The sequence below is a fragment of the Parabacteroides sp. ZJ-118 genome, from assembly GCF_011038785.1.
Taxonomy (GTDB): domain Bacteria; phylum Bacteroidota; class Bacteroidia; order Bacteroidales; family Tannerellaceae; genus Parabacteroides.
The window spans coordinates 55,662-77,941 of sequence record NZ_JAAKDT010000009.1 but is presented as its reverse complement, the minus strand read 5'-3'; the positions used below and the strand labels follow the sequence as shown (position 1 = coordinate 77,941).

Below are 22,280 nucleotides of genomic sequence, written 5' to 3'. Positions count from 1 at the left end.
AAGTGTATTGACAAAACAAAATGGGGAATCCGGCAACTAATGCCGACTGCAACATATAGGTTCAACAAAACAATAGCGACTGCAACTATTAGCTTCATAGTGACAGTCGCTATTGTTATATATAAAGTTTAATACCTGTAGTTTATCAAATGCTTACCGCTCGTCCGGGTCGATGAACATGTCGTCCTCGAACGCGACTATGAAATTATCCACCATATCCTGCTTGGTCTTCTTGTTTGTCTGGAACCCGATCTTCTTGTATATACCGTTCCTTATGTCCTCCGGATCGGTCGCCGTACGCTTGTAGAGGTTCGGGTATATGTCCTCCACCTTTTTCAGTATGCCCCGGATATGGTCTCCCTCCTCCACGAACTCGGAAGCCTCGGATTTTTTCTTGTCGAACGTGTTGCTCTCGAACGCGAGTAGCGCGTTCTTGTAGTAGATGGCTATCTTCACGGCCTTGTACGCGAGGAAGTCGTACCGCATATGTCCGTGCCATCGCGCGACTACCTCCGGCTTGCCGCCGCTGAAACGGAGGTTCCACCTGTTTATGACAGTTATGCAGGATGGGTCCGATCCCTTGCCGCGGCCGCCTACGTCAACGACGACCAGATACTCGTTGGCCGTCATCGTATCATCGGGCTTCTTCCATATCCTGAGCGATCCGTTGTCGTCCTTGGTAAGGATTATCCTCCTCTTGCCCTTGTCCGACTGTGATATGTCCCCTATGAACACGGGAGGGCATACGTATCTATCCCTCATCACCTCGATCGTGTAGATGTTGAACACGAGATTGCCGGAATACTTGAAGCATTCCACGTCATCTGACGGCGCCTCGGATGCCATGGAAGCGTGATCATGGAAAGAGGACCTTTTCTTTATGTACCATTTGATGTGCTCAAGCGTAGCCCCCTTCTCCCATAGCGAGTACAGGTACTGACCGGGCTCGCTGTTGTCGTCCTTCGGTGTCTTCACGTCCTTGTTCGCCAACAGTTCGAGTATGAATATCCGTGCCTCCCTCTTGTCCTTGAAGCTTATCATGTCGTTCTCTATGTAGAAGAACGGTATGAACAGCGCCTTGCGTGAAGACGTGCCTTCCTTGGCCATCTGGTACTCGTCATAGAAATATCCGGACATGCCGTTCGCCGTGGACTCTGATATCTCCATGGTCAACGGTCTCTCCAATATGTTCGAGTCTATGTTCGTTATCACCTGCTCGGCGGACTTGCTATCGGTAGTCCTCCAATAGGCGACCTCGGAGAAATGCGCCATGGCGTAATCCATACCGCGCGTGGACTCGAAATTCTCGTAAGAGGCTACCGTTATCACGTTGTCACGGATCTTGTTCCCGGATTGATCGGTGATTATCGAGTCGGACGCCGAGTGCTCGTAAGGCGAGAACTGGATCTTACCTACGCCGTATATGAACCCGGGTATGTTATCGAGCACCTTCTTGTACATGGCCTTGATACGCCTCGCCGTGTCTTTCGTCTGCGCTATGATTACGGAATACCATCCCTCGGCCACGAATAGCTGTATCCACGCCATATAGAGTTGAACGAGCGTAGACCCTCCCCATTGGCGCGCCTTCAATAATATTATCCGGATCGGTATGTCGTTCCGTCTCATCTCCTCCATGACCGACAGCACGTGTCTCTGCGCGTAGTTTAATTCGAACGGGATCCTGCGTACTTAAGTAAAGAAAACGAGAGCATGGCCTATATTCAGTTGGGTCATGCTTTTTTGTACGCCAAAATGACAGTCGGATTAACGAATATAAAAAGCCGGACTCACGCCCGGCCCCTCTATCCATATACAGACTTATTCAGTATCTTTCTTCTTTATCGAAGTCGTGATTTTCTGCTCTCCCTTATCAAAGTCTACGACAATCGTATCGCCTTCACCTACTGAGGCACGGATAATCATCTCCGCCATCTCATCTTCCAGATACTTCTGGATCGAACGTTTCAACGGACGAGCGCCAAACTGAATATCGTAGCCTTTTGTCGCGATGAAGTCTTTAGCCTCGTCCGTGATCGACAACTCATAGCCCAGATTTGATACACGCTGATACAGACCCTGTAACTCAATATCGATAACCTTATGAATAGCAGCTTTATCAAGCTGATCGAACATGATGATATCATCCACACGGTTCAAGAACTCTGGAGCAAATGCTTTATTCAACGCTTTCTGGATCACGCTACGAGAGAAATCCTTATCCGGTTCCCCGGCCATCTGAGTATTGAAGCCAACGCCACGGCCGAAATCCTTCAATTGTCGGGTTCCAATATTGGAAGTCATGATCAAGATCGTATTCTTGAAATCGATACGTCTACCCAGACTATCCGTCAAACGGCCTTCATCCAAGACTTGCAGCAGCAAGTTAAACACATCCGGATGCGCTTTCTCGATCTCGTCCAATAAGACCACCGAATAGGGCTTGCGACGTACCTTCTCCGTTAACTGGCCGCCTTCCTCGTAACCAACGTATCCGGGAGGCGCTCCGATCAAACGGGAAACAGCGAATTTCTCCAAGTATTCACTCATATCGATACGCACCAAAGAATCCGCCGAATCAAATAGATATTCAGCAAGCTTCTTGGCTAAGTGAGTTTTACCTACACCCGTTGGGCCTAGGAACATAAAAGTTCCGATCGGTTTATTCGGATCTTTCAAGCCAACACGGTTACGTTGAATTGCCTTTACGATCTTTAGAACGGCATCATCCTGCCCGACCACCTTACGCTTCAATACGTCCGCCATTTCCAGAAGCTTGACATTCTCCGCCTTAGCGATGCGTTGGACAGGCACACCGGACATCATGGCAACAACTTCAGCAACCTTCTCTTCATCAACGGTCTCCCGATGTTCCTGAAGCTCCTGTTCCCATTTAGCTTTCGCAGCTTCCAGTTGCAATAAATATTGACGCTCCTTATCTCGGAAACTCGCAGCTAACTCAAAGTTCTGAGATTTCACGGCCGCTAATTTCTCATTTTTAGTATCCTCGATCTTTGTCTCAAGTTCTTCGATACTTTTCGGAACGATGATATTAGATATATGTACACGAGATCCGGCCTCGTCTAAAGCATCGATCGCCTTATCCGGGAAATTACGGTCGCTGATATATCTTTCTGTCAATTTCACACACGCTTGCAAAGCATCTTCAGTATAGATCACGTTATGGTGCTCCTCATAACGAGGTTTGATGTTACGCAAGATCTGCAAAGTTTCTTCCGCCGTTGTCGGATCAACGATCACTTTCTGAAAACGACGTTCCAACGCACCGTCTTTCTCGATATTCTTACGATATTCATCCAAGGTAGTAGCGCCGATACATTGAATCTCTCCACGAGCCAACGCAGGTTTCAGCATATTCGCCGCATCCATAGATCCGGAAGCGGAGCCAGCGCCAACGATCGTATGGATCTCATCGATAAACAGGATGATATTCGGGTTCTTCGACAACTCATTCAAGATAGCCTTAATGCGTTCCTCGAATTGTCCGCGGTATTTCGTGCCGGCGACAATAGAAGCCATATCCAAGCTAATCAAACGCTTATCAAATAATACCCGGGAGACCTTACGCTGAACAATGCGCAAAGCCAATCCCTCCACGATAGCAGATTTGCCCACACCCGGCTCACCAATCAATACCGGATTATTTTTCTTCCTGCGGCTTAATATCTGTGCCAAACGCTCGATCTCCTTCTCACGTCCTACAATCGGATCCAGACGGTTCTCCGCAGCGGCACGTGTCATATCCGTTCCGAAGTTATCCAAAACAGGTGTATCATTAGGAGATTTCGGCTGAACGGCTCCCGCTCCAGTGCCGGAAGAAGGGCGAGATGCCTCACGACGGGAAGAGAAACCTTCGTCCTCATCATCCTCGTCATCATCCGTATATCCGTCGCTGATCTCGTCAAATTCTTTTCTATCGTTCAAGCCGGTCCCACTTACTAATAGATTGTATGCGGAACGATACGTGATACCCGCATCATTCAACGCCTTGGCGGCTACGTTAAATTCCTCTTTCAATATCGCCAATAGAAGATGTTCTGTATCTGTCTCATCTTTTTTGAATAAACGAGATTCCAGCATACTCATACGCAAGACACGTTCCGTGGTCTTGCTTATAGCGATCTCATGCTGGACGGAATCCTCTGAATCGAATGTGTTCTTTATTTCTTGCTCAATCTTGCGTTTAATGTCTATCGGATCGGTATGTAGCTCCCGCAAAATACGTATTGCCTCGCCTTCGCCCTCCCGAATGATGCCTAGCATCAAATGTTCCGGTCCGATATAGCTGTTCTGGAGCCTAGTCGCTTCCTCACGGCTATACTCAATCACGTCTATCAATCTTTTCGAATAATTCTTCATATTATATTATAATGTACTAACTACGCAAAGTTACATAATCTATTCCAACTATCATCAAATTCCGTGCCATTATTCCTTAATGAGCCTTGAATAGCCCGGAGACGCAAAATTTCAAGGCAAATTCTTTCGTAGTATGCGGAAAAACCTTACCTTAGTGCAATTTTTCAGAGGTGAGATATTGAGTGTAATTAATATAAAACTAAATGGTTGATCAAGATAGAATTATTAAGATTAACATCGAAGAGGAAATGAAATCGGCATACATTGATTATTCAATGTCTGTCATTGTTTCACGTGCTCTTCCTGATGTTAGGGATGGCTTTAAGCCGGTTCACCGCCGTATTCTATTTGGAATGAATGAACTGGGTAATACATCCGACAAACCTTATAAGAAATCTGCGAGAATAGTTGGTGAAGTTCTAGGTAAATATCATCCACATGGCGACTCGTCTGTATATTTCGCCATGGTTCGCATGGCCCAGACATGGTCTATGCGTTATCCGTTAGTAGACGGACAAGGTAACTTCGGTTCAGTGGACGGTGATAGCCCCGCTGCCATGCGTTACACAGAGGCTCGATTGAGCAAGCTAGCCGAAGAGATGCTTCGGGATATCGATAAGGACACGGTAGATTTTCAGCTTAACTTCGATGATACGTTGAAGGAGCCAACCGTCTTGCCGACTCGTATTCCTAACTTGCTGGTAAATGGTGGATCCGGTATCGCCGTTGGTATGGCTACGAATATGCCGACTCATAACTTGAGCGAAGTATTAGACGGCTGTATCGCCTATATCGACGCCAAGGGAGATATTGAGGTAGAGGGCTTAATGCAATATATCAAGGCCCCGGATTTCCCGACAGGCGCTACAATTTATGGTTACGCAGGTGTAAAAGATGCTTTCGAGACAGGTAGGGGACGTGTCATCCTTCGCGGCAAAGCCGAGATCGAGGTAGAAAATAATCATGAGAAGATTATTATTACCGAGATCCCTTATTTGGTAAATAAAGCCGAATTGATCAAGTATATCGCTGATCTAGTAAACGAGAAGCGTATCGATGGTATTTCCAATGTCAATGACGAGTCCGACCGTAGTGGTATGCGTATCGTAGTTGATGTGAAGCGTGACGCGAACTCGAGCGTCGTACTGAATAAATTGTATAAGCTTACGGCTCTGCAATCCTCATTCAGCGTTAATAATATCGCTTTGGTGAATGGCCGTCCGAAGTTGCTTAATCTAAAAGACCTGATCAAGGCCTTTGTTGAGCACCGTCATGAAGTCGTTATCCGCCGTACTAAATACGAATTGAAGAAAGCGGAAGAGAGAGCCCATATATTGGAAGGCTTAATCATTGCTTCCGATAATATAGACGAGGTAATCGCAATTATCAAGTCTTCCAAGAGTCCGCTAGAGGCCATCGAGCGTTTGACCGAACGTTTCTCTTTATCTGAGCTTCAAGCACGTGCGATTGTCGAGATGAGACTTCGTCAGTTAACGGGTCTGGAACAAGACAAATTACGTGCGGAATATGAGGAGATCGAGAAGTTGATCGCTTATTTGAAAGAGATTCTGGAGAACGATGATCTTTGCATGAAGGTTATCAAAGACGAACTGCTGGAAATCAAGGAGAAGTATGGTGACGAACGTAAGACGGATATCGTTTACGCTTCCGAGGAACTGAATCCGGAGGATTTCTATGCGGATGATGAGATGATCATTACCGTGTCTCATATGGGATATATCAAACGTACCCCGTTAAGTGAGTTCCGTGCTCAAGGCCGTGGTGGAGTAGGAGCGAAGGGTTCCGAGACTAGGGACGAAGATTTCGTTGAGTATATCTATCCGGCATCCATGCACGCCACCTTATTATTCTTCACGGCAAAGGGTAAATGTTATTGGTTGAAGGTATTCGAGATTCCGGAAGGAGCTAAGAACGCTAAAGGACGTGCGATCCAGAATCTTCTGAATATCGAGGCGGACGATAAGGTACAAGCCTTTATACGTGTTAAGAAATTAACCAGCGATACGGAATTCATCAATTCTCATTACCTATTATTCTGTACGAAGAAAGGCGTGATTAAAAAGACTTTGTTGGAGGCCTATTCCCGTCCTCGTCAAAGCGGTGTGAACGCTATCACATTGCGTGAAGACGATGGCTTGATCCAAGTATGTATGACGAATGGCAATAACGAGGTTATCATAGCGAACCGTAACGGTCGTGCGATTCGTTTTCATGAAAGCGCGGTACGCGTAATGGGCCGTACGGCTTCCGGAGTGAAAGGTATGACTTTGGACGAGGATAATACCGATGAAGTAGTTGGTATGATCTGTATCAAGGACAAGGGGAAAGAGACCGTGCTCGTCGTATCAGAGCAGGGATATGGAAAACGTTCCTCTATCGAGGATTATCGTATAACGAATCGTGGCGGTAAAGGTGTAAAAACCATTAATATCACGGAAAAGACCGGTAAATTAGTCGCAATCAAGAATGTTACGGACGAGAACGATTTAATGATTATCAATAAGTCGGGTATCGCTATTCGTATGAAAGTAAATGATTTGAACGTAATCGGACGTGCTACTCAAGGTGTTCGTTTGATTAATCTAGAAAAGCGTAACGACGAAATCGCTTCTGTATGTAAAGTATTGTCTGAGAGTGAAGAGGAGATAGCCGAGCAAAAAGCGGAACAAGAAGCCAGACAAGAGAATGAGGGAAGAGAGTTCATTGAGAATCAAGCTAGTCTAGGTATCGATGTTGATCTGCCGGAATCTGAGCGGGATAACGAGCAAGATGATAACGAGGAAATAACTGAATAATTTTAAACAAATAGGAATATTAATCTCAAAATTACTATCGCAATGAAACGAGTATTATTAACAGTGGCACTATGTGTCGCAGCATCGGTCTCTTTTGCACAGAAAAAAGCTGTAAATGAGGCTCAAAGTATAGTTAAGGGTTCAACTCCTAATTTCTCGGAAGCCAGAACTCTTATTAAAGGAGCTTTGGAAAATCCTGAGACAAAGGATGAAGCTAAAACTTGGTATGTCGCCGGTTTTATCGAGGATCAACAGTTCAGCAACGAAAGGACCAAACAAGTCTTGGGCCAACAACCGAACGAGCCTGTTATGTACGAGGCATTGGGTAGTATCTTGCCATACTTTGAGAAAGCATATGAGTTAGATCAACGTCCTAATGAAAAAGGGAAAGTTAAACCTAAGTTCACGAAAGATATCAAGGGTATCTTAGGGGCAAACCATGTATATTACATCAATGGTGGTGCTTACTATTTCGATCAGAAAGACTATAACAAAGCTTACGATTTCTTCGAGCAATATCTGAAAATATCAGATATGCCAATGTTTAAAGGCGAGGCTGTCGCTGAGAGAGATTCAAACTTCATGACAGTTCAGTTCTATGCCGCTGTAGCAGCGACCCAGCTTGGCGATTCACAAAAAGCTATCGCGGCGTTAGAGCGCGCGAAGAATACGGATTATAGAGCAAGCGAGGTATATCAATACTTATGCTATGAGTACGGGCAAGCTAAAGATACCGTAAACTTGGAGAAAACATTGGAAGAAGGCATGAATAAATTCCCCGAGGAACAGTATTTCTTGATGAGCCTTATCAACAATTACATCTATTCCAATAGAAATGAGAAAGCTATCGAATACTTGAACACTGCTATCGCTAAGGATCCCAACAATGCGCAACTTTACGATGTAATGGGTCGTGTTTACGAGACTGGTTTGAAAGATTACGCTAAAGCTGAAGAGCAATTCAAGAAAGCATTGGCAATCAATCCGGACTATGTCGAATCTCTTTCTAACTTAGGTCGTATCTATTACAACCAAGGTGTAAACAAGCAAGGTGAGGCTAATATGATCAACGACGCAAAACAGTATCAAGAGGAATTAGCCAAAGCTAAGGAATTTTTTAAGCTAGCTCTTCCTTACTTTGAGAAAGCTCACCAGATGAAACCGGAAGAAAGAGATTATATGGTCGCTTTAAGAGGTATTTACTACAACTTGAATATGGGTGATAAATTCGATGCTATTGAAGCAGAGATGAATAAGTAATTTTCTCTTTAAGAATGAATTGGAACCGTCTAGTAATATAAAGTTACCAGGCGGTTTTTTATTTGTGTATCATGTAATCAGAGTAGTGGCTCTCTGATTGTTCATAATTTTATTAAACATAATGGGAATTATATCCGATTAGCTATTAACTCTTTCAAATAAAGCATGACCTTTGGATGACTTAATGGCATGTCCTCTAGGATTTCTTTAAGCTCTTGCGTGCTGATGTCAAATGAAACCAGATCTGAATGATATGAGAAATGAATATTTATGTCTGGATTACTGCCTATAAGCATAGCCATCGTGCCCGCCAAATCTCCCCAAGGTGGACAATCAATATGAGACGAGACAAAACAAGCGACAACAACCGTACCTTTTCCTTGTATAGAAGATATTTCCACATTCCCGCCCGTTTGCTCTGCGTTTTGTATCAAGAACGGCAAGCCTAGACCCACTTTTCGCGTCGTGCGAGTTGTATAAAACGGATTACGAATCAGAGAGACAGTTTCCGGATCCATACCACAGCCATTATCTGCGACACGAATACGTATGGATGTACCCTTTATTTGTATATCAATCCCTATATCAGAAGCTTTTGCCCTGATACTATTAGCGGTTATATCCGTGATATGAAATGAAAGATTATCCATGAGAGGCGAAAATTAAGTGACTGTCTTTTTGATTAAAAGCCCTTCGCAAACCATCGAAGGTTAATTCCTCCGTTTGCCAAGTTGAGGGCTGTATACCTATCTGTTCAGGATAATGAGCATCCGAGGCCGAGTATTGAGTCAGTTTTTTCAAATACCCGTGAGCAGACAATAACTCACTGTACCTTTGATAATTATTATATTCAATAGCATCTAAAGATAGGCCGGGATCTATAAAACCTAATTGGCTGATCAAGCTGAATGACGGACGTTCTACATGGGCGGCTACAAACAGGGCATCCACCTTACGTGCTTGAGCGGCTATTTGGTTTACGCTTTGATCCAAGGCGGAGAGCAAAAGATAGGGTACTTCCCCTAAAATCTCATTCTCCGCGTTCACCCAGACTTGATCGCCCAAACGTTCCGGATCATTTGGAATCGACGGGAGATGCTCTTCCAAATACCATTGGAATCGCTTACGGGATTCATCGGTCGGGAAATAAACCAGACAGTGCGCCTCTTCACGGGTCGTAACTTCTACACCCGCAAAGACCCTTAGTCCTAATCTCTCGCCAAGGGACTGAATATCCGGGCATTGTAAGGTCGTATTATGATCCGTAATAGCGATAGCGTCCAAACCTTTCGCTAAGGAACGACGTACAATCTCCGATGGGTTCATTTCCAGACTACCGCATGGCGACAAACAAGTATGAATATGTAAATCAGCTAAATACCGTTTCATCCATTCCCATTCTGTAATAAGCGGTAAATCATACCGGAGGCCTCGAACGCGGAGTGTGTAGTTCCTAATAGAGGGACAGCCTCTTCCCTGCCTTTTTGTAAGGTCTCTTCATCCGGCGAAGTTCCGTTCACAATCAATACGGCGGCGGCATCTTTTAAAGTAGCCACGGCCAATATATTCTGATGGGTCTGCATGGTAATCCATAGCATACCCTCCTCGATATGTCCCATGACATCACTTAGTAAATCGCTCGTATAGCCTCCGGTTATCTCTGTATCAAGACCCTTTTCCCCACAAAATACAGTAAGATTCAACGTTTTCACTAAATCACAAACCTTCATATTTAGCTCCTTTCTTATAACAATCCTTATTTAAACGATCTTTTCCCCATGTCTTCTCAACGATACGGAAGGCATGCTCTTGGTCTAGTTTACCGTGCTTCTCCATATTACGTTGCATAAATACGCAATCACTGAATTGAGCCTCGTGGCGTATGATATCCTCGGCTAAGCTTTGACAGTTCGGGCTGCCGCAAGCGCCACAATCGATTCCCGGTAGGTAACACATCAATTTCCGCACTTGCTCCATCTTCTTCAGCATCTCATCAATCGTTCCATCGTACAACCGTTTGGGATTCGGTTGTACCGGACGGATCGTAATATGTTGCCTCAAATAGGATAAGGCCTCGAAATTATCGGCGGCGTATATCATCGGTACTTTATCCCGGTTCATGGACCGTTTCATGATACGCTCGGCCGTGAGGAAACGGTTCGCTACGGCCAGTACACCTCCGGCACAGCTACGGTCGCAAGCCCTCAATTCCAGAAAGTCCACGTTGCGTACCTCGCTGGTTGTTTCCATTCGTTCCAAGAAATCGATCACATTATGAATCTCATCGATCGCGAGGCAACGACCGGAGAAGTGTTTGGCCTCCCCTCCTGTCTGGCTCCATCGCATCTCTTTTTTCGTTAATGGCGGAGGAAGCTCACATTCCGGCTCGTATCCTCTCGGTCGATTCTTAAGAATATGGTACACCTTGTTATATAGGGTATCCATATTTATCACGCCTTTGATCGTGGATGAGTAACCTTCCGCGCCTTTCAAGGCGGCGATTTTCGCCGCGCAAGGCGTAACATAAAAGATACCGATCTCTTCCGAGCGAGTACCCTGCCCTTCCAATATCTTATGATAATAAGTGGCCGAGGCGTTTACCGGCGCTTTCACCAATAAGATATTATCCACCAGCGCGGGGAAACGGACTTGTATCAACCGGACAATGGCGGGGCAAAAAGAACTGATTACCGGCTTTTCCTCGGCATTTTCCATCTGCCGTACCATCTCCTTATGGATCATATCGGCAGTAAACTCTACCTGGAAAACATGGGTAAAGCCCAACTCCATAACGGCGCTGATAATTTCCTTCTCGGTCGTATATTTTGAGAACTGCCCGATAAATACCGTGGGCATCAACGCTACCCTGCATTTATAATCAAATATACGCTGGAAGTCATCCTGCTCCACATAGATAGCCTCTGTCGGGCACGATTTCAAGCACTCGCCGCAATCCACACACCAATCCTTATGGATCAAAGCCTTACCATCCCGGATACGGATCGCTCCCGTAGGGCACTCTTTCATGCAATGCGTACAGCCTATGCAGCGGTCATTGTCAATCTTCAAGGCATGATAAAAATTAGCTTCCTCCATGGTCTTATGCTCCTTCTTTATTAAACCAAGTAACCATACGTACCGTGGTACCTATGTCTACTTGGCTCTCGATCGTTAATTCATCTACGTTCTTCTTCATATTGGGAAGTCCCATCCCGGCACCAAATCCCATCTCACGTACGGCCTCGGATGCCGTCGAATACCCTTCACGCATAGCTAGCGATATATCCGGGATCCCAGGCCCCTCGTCCTTCAGTTCCAAAGATATTTTATCTGCGTCCAATTCAGCGACAACCGTTCCTCTCCAAGCGTGAGCTACGATATTCACCTCCGCCTCATAAAGCGCCACGACCACCCGCTTAATGATCCGGGGATCGATGGCCAATTGCTTCAAGACCTTCTTTATCTGGCTGGACGCATAACCCGCCTTCGAGAAATTACCACCCTCCAGCTCAAATTTAAATAACATATCCCACGATCTCCTTTTTTAATATATCGGAAGGAGCCCCGCGCTATAAAGCTCCCCTGCCGTATGATACATAGAATGATCTGTCTCCAGGAGAACCATATTGTTCTCACGAGCCAGCTCCAGCATATCCGGGGTTACCTTCTTCCCCCGCACGAAAAGTATATAAGAGACTTCCGCCATCTCCGCGGTGCGGATCGTTTGCAAATTACAAAGCCCCGTCACCAACAGCACATCGCCACAATCCAGCGTAAGCACGTCACTCATCAGATCGCTGGCAAAAGCGCACTGCACATCGTTCTCCCGTCTCTCTGAGCCACACACGACGGATGCATCGGTAAGTTCTTGAATTCTTTGAATCTTCATAAGGTACCAGAGGTTACATTTTACATGGGCTAATGTAAGAAATAATTTCGAATGTCGGGCCAGTATATTACATTAATTACTATCTTTGGTACGCTAACAAAAAATAATCCTTATGTTCAGTAAAGAAACTTATATAGCCCGCCGGGCTAAGCTGAAACAAACCATAGGTTCCGGTTTGTTGCTATTCCTTGGAAACGACGAGAGTGGAATGAACTACGCCGATAATACGTATCACTTCCGTCAAGACTCTACCTTCTTGTATTTCTTCGGATTACCATACGCCGGGTTATCCGCTATCATCGATATCGACAATGATAAGGAGATCATCTTTGGCGATGAGTTGACTATAGACGCGATTGTATGGATGGGTACGCAACCCACACTGAAAGAGAAGAGCGAGTCCGCAGGTATCAAGGAAGTCCGTCCTTTCAAGGAAGTAGAGACCTACTTGAAGAATGCCCGGCAAATAGGCCGGCCGATCCATTATCTGCCGACGTATCGTGCGGAACACCAGATCAAGTTATTCCAATGGTTGGGTATCGCGCCCGGCGCGGAGAGGCCTTCCGTACCTTTCATCATGGGTGTCGTAAACCAACGGAATTACAAGAGCGAGGAAGAAATCGCCGAGATCGAGAAAGCCTGTATCGTAACCGCCGATATGCACCTGACCGCCATGCGTACTGTACGTCCGGGAATCCGGGAGTCGGATGTAGCGGCTGCCGTAGCGGAAGTCGCTTTCGCCAACAATTACCAGCTCTCCTTCCCTATCATCGCCACGATCAATGGGCAGACTTTGCACAATCACGATCATAGTCATATGATTAAGAGCGGCGATATGCTGTTATTGGACGCCGGTGCCGAGACCGAGATGGGATATGCCGGAGACATGTCGTCCACCATCCCGGCCGACTCTAAGTTCACGACCCGTCAAAAAGACATCTATGATATTCAAGTAGCCGCCCATGAGGCTGCCGTAGCGGCTTTACGCCCGGGCATTCCTTTCGTGGATGTATATGAGTTGTCTTGTCAAGTGATCATGGAGGGCTTAAAGGACCTTGGTTTCGTGAAAGGAGATCCGGCGGAGGCCGTAAAAGCTGGTGCTCACGCCATGTTTATGCCTTGTGGCCTAGGCCATATGATGGGATTGGATGTACATGATATGGAGAATCTGGGAGAGATATACGTTGGTTATGACGGACAACCGAAGAGTACGGAATTTGGACGTAAGTCATTGCGTTTGGGACGTAAGCTGGAACCGGGTTTTGTCTTGACCATTGAGCCGGGTGTATACTTCATCCCCGAATTAATGGATTTATGGAGAGGCCAGAACAAGTTCACCGAATTCATCAATTACGAGAAATTGTTTACATATAAGGATTTCAGTGGCATACGTAACGAGGAAGACTATCTGATTACCGAGAACGGCGCTCGCTTATTAGGAAAGAAGATCCCCTTGCGCACGGAAGAAGTGGAAGCGATTCGATAAATCCTATACATTATTACATATAGCTTATGCAAAAGGGACTCTGTCCGAATGAACAGAGCCCCTCTTCGCTAAATAATACTGATTAAATTGCTTTCAGAATCTCGGTCAGTTTTTCCGGGGTGACGTTGGCGGCGATTATCACTCCTTCGTCGTTAATCAAGAAGTTCTTGAAACCCTTCTTTAAATCATACTTCTTGTACAACTCTGACTCTTTACCCAATCCTTCGTGAAATTGCGTTGACAGATCCAACTTGTCAATCTTTACCGTCTCGGTAAAAATAGATTCCTTCTCATCCATAGAGATCGAACACATCGCGATTTTGTCCGGATCAAACTTGTTAACCTCATTCGCCAATTGTACGTTACGAGCCCGCGATTCCGCATCGTAAGCCGCCCAAAAGTTGAGCAATGTATAACGTCCCGATTGGTTGTGGAAACCGGCTTCAGTGCCGTTTCCCAAAAACTCTATTCTCGGAGCTAGATCACCGGGGTTCACACCCTCGGCAAGTTTCGCCTTTTTCGAACCGGCAGACATTCCCAATAAGACTACCGATGCGATGAGAACATAAGCTCTTACCTTCATATTTTCAATTTTACGTTAAACTTAATCGGGGGAATCTCCCGGAGGACAAACTCCCGACTCCTGATTTTCAGGATCGTAAACAGGCTTGTTTCTTTCGCTAAAGAAACACTTACTTGCCTTTAACGGATGCAAATATAAAACCAAATATCTCTTTCCACCAAATTATATAACGATTTTCTGCAGAGAAACAAGCTTTTTTATATGTTTTAGCGCATATATTGACAAAAAATTAACTGTTTTACAACATAGATTTAGAAGTAAGGCATCTGTTTTCTTTTTCGATAATTCTTACGTACTTTTGCCCAATAGAATGGCGAATATGACACAAAACGACGAAATAATACTGATAAATATCAATGGTGCGGATCGTCCGGGCGTAACGGCGGCTCTTGCGGAGATTCTAGCCAAGAACAACGCTGTTATTCTCGATATCGGTCAAGCGGATATCCATAACCATCTATCCTTGGGCATCTTGTTCCAAGGCACGGAAGGGAACTCCGGCGATATATTGAAAGAGCTGCTGTTCAAGAGCTACGAATTAGGCGTCAATATCCGCTTCAATCCCATTACAGAGCAAGAATATAGTAAATGGGTAGGTATGCAAGGCAAGAACCGGTATATCATCACGATACTAAGCCGTAAGCTTACGGCCAAGCAAATAGCGGGTGTTTCCCGGGTCGTGGCGGAGCAAGACATGAATATTGATGATATCAATCGACTCACGGGACGTATTCCATTGGACGAGAATGCCCGTACTCCCAAGGCGAGCGTAGAGTTTTCCGTACGTGGTACCCCGAAAGATAAGGAGTCCATGAAAGCGGCGTTTATGAAGCTTTCCACGGAGCTGGATATGGATATCTCTTTCCAGGAAGACAGTATGTATCGCCGTATGCGTCGCTTGATCTGTTTTGATATGGACTCAACCTTGATCAAGACGGAGGTTATCGACGAGCTGGCGATACGTGCCGGAGTTGGCGATCAAGTGAAAGCGATTACGGAGGCGGCCATGCGCGGAGAGATCGATTTCTGCGAGAGCTTCCGCCAACGTTGTGCCTTATTAAAAGGGCTGGATGTATCCGTGATGCAGGAGATCGCCGAGAATCTGCCGATCACCGAAGGTGTAGACCGCTTGATGCGTATCCTGAAAAAGGTAGGCTTCAAGATCGCTATCCTTTCCGGAGGTTTCACTTACTTCGGCAATTTCCTTAAGCAAAAATACAATATCGACTATGTATACGCCAACGAGCTTGAGGTCGAAGCGGGTAAGCTGACCGGCAATTATGTGGGCGATATCGTAGACGGGAAGCGTAAAGCGGAGTTATTACGCTTGATCGCACAAGTAGAGAACGTGGATATTCGCCAGACCGTAGCGGTTGGCGACGGGGCGAACGACTTGCCGATGATTAGTATCGCCGGTCTAGGTATCGCCTTCCATGCCAAACCAAAGGTAAAGGCGACCGCCAAGCAGTCCATCTCAACGATCGGCCTCGATGGTATCTTATATTTCCTAGGATACAAGGATTCATATTTGGAAGAACAGATGTAATGTATATATAATTAATGTATAGCGATTATGATCAGACACATTGTAATGTTTAAATTGAAGGCATTTCAGGCTCCGGCGGAGAAACAAGCCAAAATGCGAGAAATCAAGGATAAACTGGAAGCCTTGATCGATAAGATAGACGTATTGAAAATGATCCGTGTAGATTTCAATTGTAACCCGGCGGAGACTTGGGACATTATTTTAACAACCGAGTTGCCTACCTTGGAAGATGTAAATACGTACGCTAATCATCCGGAACATGTAGCGGTCGCTAAAGGAATTATCGGACCGGTGAAAGCGGACAGAGCTTGTGTGGATTATGAAGTCTTTTGATATAGAGGAGCGTGTGAACCAAGCGGTTCACAACTTCGAGTCCGGATATAATTGCGCCCAATCCGTATTCCTCGCCTATGCGGATGTCTTCGAGTTGGATTTGGAATTGGCGAAGAAGATGTCAGTATCTTTCGGAGGAGGTGTCGGGCGCATGCGTGAGGTTTGTGGTACCGTAAACGCTATGGCGATGTTAGCCGGATTTAGGTATCCGGTATTAGATCCGCGAGATCGAGAGGCACGCACTCGCAACTACAGCATGGTACAAAAAATGGCGGATTTATTCAAGGAGAAGCATGGGACGATCATTTGCCGTAGCCTTCTTCCTACGGAAGAGACATCGACGAATCCCACTCCTTCCGCTCGCACGCAACAGTATTATGCCAAACGTCCTTGCAGTAAATACGTAGAGGAAGCGGCTCGTATCACCGGGCACATGCTAAATGGCGAGCTTGAATAAACGATAAGAATCGGGGTACTTGTCGGGGGGGGGGTGCTTGTCGGGGTGAAGGCCACCATGCTTTCTGGTGCATGGGTCAGCCGGATTTAAGTATAATTCCTTATTGCGTCACAAACACTCTCCAACTGCCATCCTTTTCACCTCGCTCAACATATTTTTTCTGAATGAGTTGATCGAGCAATTTCCGGATAGCCGCGATACTGATACCTGTAATTTCTTTCATATCTGCCAAAGTGAGTGTTGGCTCAGTGCGCATAGCATTGAGTATCCTTGTATAATTGGGAGTACGGAAAGCAATGCGTTCGCCATCATACCACCACACATTCTCATTCTTCTCGCTTACAAACAGAACATCGTTATACACCTCAGTAGCAACAAGGTCATTGAAATACTTCAGAAACGGGCGAATATCCTTGATCCCAGCATGAGCGCCATCACTTGGCACAGGACCTACTTCAATATCCGCCTGATGGAGAGCCTCCAAATATTCACTCTTCTTACGGCTGCGGACCACCACCATTGGATAATTATGACGTGCAAGTATAAAGTTCACCATTAGTCGGGCAATACGACCGTTCCCATCCTCGAAGGGGTGAATACGTATATAGCGATAATGAAATAGTGCAGCCAGCTCTACCGGAGAGAGTGTACCCTCTTGCTCCGCCTTGTTATACCAATCTACCAAGTCTGCCATCAGGCCGGGAGTTTCCTCCGGCGAAGCATATTCAAATCGATCTCCATAGCGTGTGATGACACTGTTAGGTCTTGTCTTATATTGCCCGGCGTGTATCACATAGCTCGTCTGTACTCCACCCGGCAAATTACGATAAACTGTATAATCCTCACGCAGCAGTGTCTGATGCAATGTTCTAATAAAGTTCTGTGTCAAAGGAATCTCTTTCACCCTCGCCTCCTCCGTCATCATACGTAAGCCCACATTACTCGCTGCCATTTCTTGCACATCGCATACATCCGCCTCGCCAATCACTTTGCCAAATAGTAACAGGATTTCCGTCTGACCGTATGTCAATGTGTTGCCCTCAATGTGGTTGCTGTTGTAGTTAAAGTCCACCGTAAAGCGACGGCCAAGTCTCTCCTTGTCCCTTTCAGACAATGGCTGTAATTCTTGCCATGCGGCCAAAGCTTTCTTTACGTTTAGGTATTTCATATGGCTTCTAACTTATCATCACCTACCGCAAAGGTAGCAAAATGTTTTTAATATGGTTGTATACATGCAACCTTTTTGCTATTTATCACAATGAATATATTTTCACCTTACATAAAAATCATCTACAATATGTAAATGCTCCTTCGCACGAGTCATTGCCGTGTATAGCCATTGATAAGTGGAAGCTTTCGGTTCTCGCGATATTCTTCTCGGTATATCTAAATAGACCTCTTCCCACTCTCCGCCCTGTGCTTTGTGGCAAGTCAACACATAACCATATACGGCACGAAGCGCATTTAGATAAGGATCTGACAACATCATCCTTTTAAACGTTTCACTTTTTTGCTCGATTCCTTTTCTCTTCATCCGGAGAAAGAAATCGACAAACAGTTCTTTCTGTTGCGTCTGCGTCAAATTGATCATCGAACCGTACACGATATTCTCTATCATCAACTGGGAATAAGCTCTACAGGTAAACAGCTCTTCCACTTCCACATAAAGAAATGTCAAGCCGGCCTTTTCTTCTCTCTTTCCGATAGTTTTAACTTTCACCATATCTCCGTTCATCAAACCGGAAATAAGATTATTCTGCGTAACAAGCAACAAATCCCCTATCTCTATTTGCGAAGAATGGAATCCCAAGGCCGGCCTGATTATGTTCGTCAATTGCGTGCAGGATTTATTAGACTGGGTAAGCATCGTGACCGCATTGTATCCTTTCTTTTTGACACTATCGATATACGCCCCCAACAAATTATACTGGGAAGGATACAAATGAATATGTTGATATCCGCGCAACGGAAATTTCCCCCACGTGCAGACCGGCGGGTGCATATACAGATTACGCATTTTCTGCGCAGACAGTATCAAATCGTTCCCGCAACCTTGCCGAACAATCTCTTTCAACTCCCTCTTTTCAACCGCTATTCCATACGCTTCCCGGATATACCCGGACGATAAGGCCGGCGAGTTTTCTTGCGATATGGGGGGCAATTGGCAAACATCGCCGACGAAAACAAATTTGCCCTTTGCATCAAAAGCCAGCAGGTCCGCCAACAAGCGTCCGCTTCCGAAATGGGCCTGAGTCGCATTTTTATCCGCCACATCAGAAATCATAGAGGATTCATCTACGATATAATATTTGGATTCTCCCGGATAGTCCTCCATCGGAGTCAGTGAAAAATTCAACAACAACTGCCCGGATTTATCCACCCCGCTCTTCTCCCGCTGAGCGACCAAGGCTTCCATATTCTGGTTCAAATCATCAAACTTATAGATCAAACTATGTATCGTAGAAGAAAAATGCCCCGTCACGTTCGACAGTATCTTTGCCGCCCTCCCTGTCGAAGCCAACAAAGAAAACGGCAGGTTACGCTGTTCCAGTTCCTCGATAAACACCTTCATCATGGTCGTCTTCCCCGTACCGGCATATCCGCATAAAATAAATATTTTAGACTCCTTATCCCGGATAAACCCAAGCAACGCATCCAAGACCTGTTGCTGATTATCGGTCAATACCAACTTTTTGTTTTTCGTTTTTTTAGGTTCCATACCGCCTGAATCGAATAAAATGAAAGAATACCTCCTTATGTCCCGGCGCTCCTTCCTGCACCATCCTTTCCGAAGTTGAGGCGACACAGACAAACCCGGCCTGCTGCAATAGCCGGACCAACGCAAAAGAGAGACACATCTCTCCCATCACGTGCAGGACATCCCGCTTCGGATCATATTGTGAAATAATGCCATCGGCATATTCCTTTGCCAAGCAAGCAATATCATCTTCACTCGCCATTGCCGGCACCGCCGGAAAAGGCACATCGACTATATCACCCCCTAACTTCCGGGCCGCTTCCATCTGTTCGGCAGACCAAAGGTGAGAGGGGTGGTTGGATAGGTTTATGAACATATTTCCTCATTTTCAATCATTGAAAGAATAATATCCAAACGCTCTTTCAGTTTCACTTGAAATCTATTCTGCTTTGCCGGATTTTTCCTCATACCCGCATGATTATAGTCATTACGCAAAGTGGTTGTTACGACAAAAGTAGAAGCCAAAGACTTTAGCAATTCACTATTTAATAACTTTTCAATTGCCTCAACTTGTTCTTCGTTACATTGCCAATCCTCCCGAGCAATCTTTTCATTGTAAATCATAAAACTCATATTCACGATTCCCCTTTCCGCTATACCAATACCTTCCCTTTCACAAACATGAGAAACAATCGTTTCGTGCAATATGGTAAGAGACTGTTGATACAGTTGATTATCGAAACACCATTTGGAGGCGATATAACCGTTTTTTATATTTTGTGAAGGTATAAAGTTCTGAAAAGAATATTTCAAACGTTCAATGACAGGCTTCATCGGATCTATAAACACCTCTTTCAACTGGTCTGAACACTTGAATAACTCGGCGAAATTCTCTCCGTTCAAAATATTGATTCCCCGGCATGTATTCAGATCACCTACGACGTTCTCTAATGCGGCCATATAGTGTTTTAATGCCAATGCATCTTGGTTGCTTCCCTTTGCCTCTCTCAATACCGGAGCCAAATTCTGCTGGCACAACGACTTCAACATGGATAAATTGCCATTTTTCAAAAAACTGGCTGAAGCCGAAGTCCAATCTTGCAAATTGGATAAAGCCAATAAGTCGTTCAAAGGAGCCTCATTCGTCTCTTTATTACGCGCTTCGTAGTTACCATACGTGATACTTCTCACGACTACATTCTTCAGCAACTTGGAATAATTGCCGAGAACAAGTATCAACATCGGCAGGTATCGGAAGCCATGTGTCAGGTCAAAATAAAGCTCATCCCCTTCTTGGATCAATCCGAACACACGATCAAAGATCTGCCATATTTCCTTCTCATCGTTGCCATCAGGAATATCTTTAACAGGAATGACGGAGAAGGGGAAATGCCTTGCCTCCAATGCGGAAGCCAATCCCGGCTGTTGTATCGGCACGTTTGTCCCATATTCACGATGCCCATTATCGTTCCAATTCTTTTGTTCAGCCCCTTTTGTCAACAAGACATAAGCACAATCATCCGCAGTCCATTCCGATACAGACGTCAGATACTGCAACGTCGCTTCCTGAACATAACGGACTTCATCCGATTTGAAATGATCACATAAGCGTGTATAAAAACATTTTCCATAATTGCTATACCCTAAAACAGAGATAAATACCTTCCGTGTCATATTTATTTAGCATTGATGTTAAACAATTCATTATCCAAAAGTAAAGCCAACTCCTTTTCCGGCTGTAAATGCCAATTTTCAGCATCCTTTAAAGAAAAAGATAATATTGCATTTTCCGCACATTTAGCTCTTGCTACATCTGACAGTTGTTCTTTCGTAACAAACAGTCCTTTGCTACCCGTTCCTCCATACGTCTTGACTACACTCCTGAACTTGTCAATATCCGTTGTTTTCGTGAGTTGGGTTTTGCATTCCACAAATAGCAGTTTAGTTCCCGTATTCACAATGATATCCGTCTCGTTTTTATCCACATTCTGCTTAAACGGAAAACGGCAATTCAAACATATCTCTTTGGCCTTCTCCCAGGAAGACAACAACTTGGCTACTTTATATTCAAACCACCCGGAATTAAATACCAAGCTGATCGCATTCGGTGAAACAATTTTCCAACACCTTTTCCCTTTTTGGGGATGGAATAGGGATATTACAATTTTGTCATTTTCTTTAGCACTGCTCTTTCGAATCCACTCTACGCTATTATCACCATTATCTTCATCCTTAAAACAACCTTTCGAAGAATTCTTCAACTTATTTTGCTCCTTTACATCCAACAATGCGACTAAAGAGTTGAATGATTTGATATTAAACTGACGTATCTTTTCTATTGTTTCTACCGCCCTGTCATCCTCCTCCGTATAATCAGAAAGTTTTCTGTAATTGTTCTCCAACGAATTTCCATACAGGCGAAACAGTGTATGCATATCAAATTCAAAATCCGATACCGATTGCAGGGTCCGATAATTCCACAAGATATTGTTTTGGTCCATATACACAACAGCGGCATTGGGTTGCTTGTCAAAAGTAATACCAAACAGATGCGACCACGATTTCAATCCGCTGGAAATATTCACCGTCACTTCATCATTCTCATACTTTTTTGCCAACGCTTCCGCTCTGCGCAGGATACGAACCGGATCTGTCGGATCCAATGGCGGCTGTTCCTCAACCGGGAGATCTATTTCCCTTTTTAATGCTTCCACTACCTCCCGGCTTTCATCCGAATAGACGAACACGACCCTATCCGGCTTTGTCGCGACAATCCCATGATAGACAGGAGCCGGCTGCCCTCCGACTAACGTTATATGTATTTTTGCCATA

Annotated in this window: 20 protein-coding genes; 6 read left to right on the top strand and 14 right to left on the bottom strand. The window is 45.1% G+C overall.

The features are described from left to right. Positions 1 to 153 precede the first annotated feature (153 nt). Complete coding sequence (locus G7Y39_RS04540; protein ID WP_165155496.1) at positions 154 to 1,638, bottom strand: terminase; 1,485 nt, start codon at positions 1,636 to 1,638, stop codon at positions 154 to 156. A gap of 183 nt (positions 1,639 to 1,821) precedes the next feature. Continuing rightward, positions 1,822 to 4,380: an ATP-dependent Clp protease ATP-binding subunit gene (locus G7Y39_RS04535; protein WP_165155494.1), complete on the bottom strand. Its 2,559-nt coding sequence runs from the start codon at positions 4,378 to 4,380 to the stop codon at positions 1,822 to 1,824. Positions 4,381 to 4,583: 203 nt separating this feature from the next. Between G7Y39_RS04535 and gyrA the strand changes: the two genes are divergently transcribed. Both gyrA and G7Y39_RS04525 read left to right on the top strand, forming a co-directional pair. Beyond that, positions 4,584 to 7,196 carry a DNA gyrase subunit A gene (gyrA, locus tag G7Y39_RS04530; RefSeq protein WP_165155492.1) on the top strand — a complete coding sequence of 871 codons (2,613 nt, stop codon included), beginning with the start codon at positions 4,584 to 4,586 and terminating at the stop codon, positions 7,194 to 7,196. Between the two features lie 42 nt (positions 7,197 to 7,238). Then, a complete protein-coding gene (locus tag G7Y39_RS04525; protein WP_165155490.1) occupies positions 7,239 to 8,456 on the top strand; it encodes a lipopolysaccharide assembly protein LapB in 1,218 nt (405 codons plus the stop codon). A gap of 128 nt (positions 8,457 to 8,584) precedes the next feature. On the opposite strand, the gene G7Y39_RS04520 is transcribed toward G7Y39_RS04525, so the two are convergent. The 6 genes from G7Y39_RS04520 to G7Y39_RS04495 are packed head-to-tail and all read right to left on the bottom strand — an operon-like array spanning position 8,585 to position 12,345. Further along, positions 8,585 to 9,106: a sensor histidine kinase gene (locus G7Y39_RS04520; RefSeq protein WP_165155488.1), complete on the bottom strand. Its 522-nt coding sequence runs from the start codon at positions 9,104 to 9,106 to the stop codon at positions 8,585 to 8,587. Further along, the gene (locus G7Y39_RS04515; protein ID WP_165155487.1) at positions 9,099 to 9,845 is read right to left on the bottom strand and encodes a PHP domain-containing protein; all 747 of its coding nucleotides are present in this window, start codon (positions 9,843 to 9,845) and stop codon (positions 9,099 to 9,101) included. The genes G7Y39_RS04520 and G7Y39_RS04515 overlap by 8 nt, the downstream gene beginning before the upstream one ends. Then, complete coding sequence (locus G7Y39_RS04510) at positions 9,842 to 10,186, bottom strand: DRTGG domain-containing protein (RefSeq protein WP_165155486.1); 345 nt, start codon at positions 10,184 to 10,186, stop codon at positions 9,842 to 9,844. The genes G7Y39_RS04515 and G7Y39_RS04510 overlap by 4 nt, the downstream gene beginning before the upstream one ends. Continuing rightward, the gene (locus G7Y39_RS04505; protein WP_165155485.1) at positions 10,173 to 11,552 is read right to left on the bottom strand and encodes a [Fe-Fe] hydrogenase large subunit C-terminal domain-containing protein; all 1,380 of its coding nucleotides are present in this window, start codon (positions 11,550 to 11,552) and stop codon (positions 10,173 to 10,175) included. The genes G7Y39_RS04510 and G7Y39_RS04505 overlap by 14 nt, the downstream gene beginning before the upstream one ends. A gap of 4 nt (positions 11,553 to 11,556) precedes the next feature. Continuing rightward, positions 11,557 to 11,982 carry an ATP-binding protein gene (locus tag G7Y39_RS04500; RefSeq protein ID WP_165155484.1) on the bottom strand — a complete coding sequence of 142 codons (426 nt, stop codon included), beginning with the start codon at positions 11,980 to 11,982 and terminating at the stop codon, positions 11,557 to 11,559. A gap of 18 nt (positions 11,983 to 12,000) precedes the next feature. Then, positions 12,001 to 12,345, bottom strand: coding sequence for a hypothetical protein (locus G7Y39_RS04495; RefSeq protein ID WP_165155483.1), 345 nt, complete (start codon positions 12,343 to 12,345; stop codon positions 12,001 to 12,003). 112 nt (positions 12,346 to 12,457) lie between these two features. Here G7Y39_RS04495 and G7Y39_RS04490 point away from each other — a divergent pair, with 112 nt between their 5' ends. Next, positions 12,458 to 13,831: an aminopeptidase P family protein gene (locus G7Y39_RS04490; protein ID WP_165155482.1), complete on the top strand. Its 1,374-nt coding sequence runs from the start codon at positions 12,458 to 12,460 to the stop codon at positions 13,829 to 13,831. Between the two features lie 82 nt (positions 13,832 to 13,913). On the opposite strand, the gene G7Y39_RS04485 is transcribed toward G7Y39_RS04490, so the two are convergent. After that, positions 13,914 to 14,414: a thioredoxin family protein gene (locus G7Y39_RS04485; protein ID WP_165155481.1), complete on the bottom strand. Its 501-nt coding sequence runs from the start codon at positions 14,412 to 14,414 to the stop codon at positions 13,914 to 13,916. A gap of 319 nt (positions 14,415 to 14,733) precedes the next feature. On the opposite strand from G7Y39_RS04485, the gene serB reads away from it, so the two are divergent. From serB to G7Y39_RS04470, 3 genes are read left to right on the top strand one after another with little or no spacing between them, the layout of a single operon-like run. Next, positions 14,734 to 15,960 (top strand): phosphoserine phosphatase SerB, encoded by a 1,227-nt coding sequence (gene serB, locus G7Y39_RS04480; RefSeq protein WP_165155480.1) that lies wholly within the window; start codon positions 14,734 to 14,736, stop codon positions 15,958 to 15,960. A gap of 27 nt (positions 15,961 to 15,987) precedes the next feature. Next, positions 15,988 to 16,293 (top strand): Dabb family protein, encoded by a 306-nt coding sequence (locus tag G7Y39_RS04475; RefSeq protein WP_165155478.1) that lies wholly within the window; start codon positions 15,988 to 15,990, stop codon positions 16,291 to 16,293. Beyond that, positions 16,280 to 16,750, top strand: a complete 471-nt coding sequence (locus tag G7Y39_RS04470; RefSeq protein ID WP_165155476.1) for a C-GCAxxG-C-C family protein — start codon at positions 16,280 to 16,282, stop codon at positions 16,748 to 16,750. Before G7Y39_RS04475 ends, G7Y39_RS04470 begins: the two co-directional genes overlap by 14 nt. Positions 16,751 to 16,850: 100 nt before the next feature. Here the strand turns inward: G7Y39_RS04470 and G7Y39_RS04465 are convergent, their stop codons facing one another. The 5 genes from G7Y39_RS04465 to G7Y39_RS04445 form a co-directional block, all read right to left on the bottom strand. Then, positions 16,851 to 17,918: a Fic family protein gene (locus G7Y39_RS04465; RefSeq protein WP_165155474.1), complete on the bottom strand. Its 1,068-nt coding sequence runs from the start codon at positions 17,916 to 17,918 to the stop codon at positions 16,851 to 16,853. A 102-nt stretch (positions 17,919 to 18,020) separates the two neighbouring features. After that, positions 18,021 to 19,469 (bottom strand): ATP-dependent RecD-like DNA helicase, encoded by a 1,449-nt coding sequence (locus G7Y39_RS04460; RefSeq protein ID WP_165155472.1) that lies wholly within the window; start codon positions 19,467 to 19,469, stop codon positions 18,021 to 18,023. Beyond that, entirely contained in the window at positions 19,459 to 19,824 is a 366-nt protein-coding gene (locus G7Y39_RS04455) for a hypothetical protein (protein WP_165155470.1), read from the bottom strand. The genes G7Y39_RS04460 and G7Y39_RS04455 overlap by 11 nt, the downstream gene beginning before the upstream one ends. Further along, positions 19,815 to 21,122: a TIGR02221 family CRISPR-associated protein gene (csx2, locus tag G7Y39_RS04450; RefSeq protein WP_165155468.1), complete on the bottom strand. Its 1,308-nt coding sequence runs from the start codon at positions 21,120 to 21,122 to the stop codon at positions 19,815 to 19,817. The genes G7Y39_RS04455 and csx2 overlap by 10 nt, the downstream gene beginning before the upstream one ends. 2 nt (positions 21,123 to 21,124) lie before the next feature. Next, entirely contained in the window at positions 21,125 to 22,279 is a 1,155-nt protein-coding gene (locus G7Y39_RS04445) for a DUF1887 family protein (RefSeq protein WP_165155466.1), read from the bottom strand. Position 22,280 lies beyond the last annotated feature (1 nt).

What these genes read in the sequence shown, in the direction of transcription:
- G7Y39_RS04540 (WP_165155496.1), bottom strand. Translation starts at nt 1,638, where the DNA reads ATGGAGGAGATGAGACGGAACGACATACCGATCCGGATAATATTATTG.
- G7Y39_RS04535 (WP_165155494.1), bottom strand. Translation starts at nt 4,380, where the DNA reads ATGAAGAATTATTCGAAAAGATTGATAGACGTGATTGAGTATAGCCGT.
- gyrA (WP_165155492.1), top strand. Translation starts at nt 4,584, where the DNA reads ATGGTTGATCAAGATAGAATTATTAAGATTAACATCGAAGAGGAAATG.
- G7Y39_RS04525 (WP_165155490.1), top strand. Translation starts at nt 7,239, where the DNA reads ATGAAACGAGTATTATTAACAGTGGCACTATGTGTCGCAGCATCGGTC.
- G7Y39_RS04520 (WP_165155488.1), bottom strand. Translation starts at nt 9,106, where the DNA reads ATGGATAATCTTTCATTTCATATCACGGATATAACCGCTAATAGTATC.
- G7Y39_RS04515 (WP_165155487.1), bottom strand. Translation starts at nt 9,845, where the DNA reads ATGAAACGGTATTTAGCTGATTTACATATTCATACTTGTTTGTCGCCA.
- G7Y39_RS04510 (WP_165155486.1), bottom strand. Translation starts at nt 10,186, where the DNA reads ATGAAGGTTTGTGATTTAGTGAAAACGTTGAATCTTACTGTATTTTGT.
- G7Y39_RS04505 (WP_165155485.1), bottom strand. Translation starts at nt 11,552, where the DNA reads ATGGAGGAAGCTAATTTTTATCATGCCTTGAAGATTGACAATGACCGC.
- G7Y39_RS04500 (WP_165155484.1), bottom strand. Translation starts at nt 11,982, where the DNA reads ATGTTATTTAAATTTGAGCTGGAGGGTGGTAATTTCTCGAAGGCGGGT.
- G7Y39_RS04495 (WP_165155483.1), bottom strand. Translation starts at nt 12,345, where the DNA reads ATGAAGATTCAAAGAATTCAAGAACTTACCGATGCATCCGTCGTGTGT.
- G7Y39_RS04490 (WP_165155482.1), top strand. Translation starts at nt 12,458, where the DNA reads ATGTTCAGTAAAGAAACTTATATAGCCCGCCGGGCTAAGCTGAAACAA.
- G7Y39_RS04485 (WP_165155481.1), bottom strand. Translation starts at nt 14,414, where the DNA reads ATGAAGGTAAGAGCTTATGTTCTCATCGCATCGGTAGTCTTATTGGGA.
- serB (WP_165155480.1), top strand. Translation starts at nt 14,734, where the DNA reads ATGACACAAAACGACGAAATAATACTGATAAATATCAATGGTGCGGAT.
- G7Y39_RS04475 (WP_165155478.1), top strand. Translation starts at nt 15,988, where the DNA reads ATGATCAGACACATTGTAATGTTTAAATTGAAGGCATTTCAGGCTCCG.
- G7Y39_RS04470 (WP_165155476.1), top strand. Translation starts at nt 16,280, where the DNA reads ATGAAGTCTTTTGATATAGAGGAGCGTGTGAACCAAGCGGTTCACAAC.
- G7Y39_RS04465 (WP_165155474.1), bottom strand. Translation starts at nt 17,918, where the DNA reads ATGAAATACCTAAACGTAAAGAAAGCTTTGGCCGCATGGCAAGAATTA.
- G7Y39_RS04460 (WP_165155472.1), bottom strand. Translation starts at nt 19,469, where the DNA reads ATGGAACCTAAAAAAACGAAAAACAAAAAGTTGGTATTGACCGATAAT.
- G7Y39_RS04455 (WP_165155470.1), bottom strand. Translation starts at nt 19,824, where the DNA reads ATGTTCATAAACCTATCCAACCACCCCTCTCACCTTTGGTCTGCCGAA.
- csx2 (WP_165155468.1), bottom strand. Translation starts at nt 21,122, where the DNA reads ATGACACGGAAGGTATTTATCTCTGTTTTAGGGTATAGCAATTATGGA.
- G7Y39_RS04445 (WP_165155466.1), bottom strand. Translation starts at nt 22,279, where the DNA reads ATGGCAAAAATACATATAACGTTAGTCGGAGGGCAGCCGGCTCCTGTC.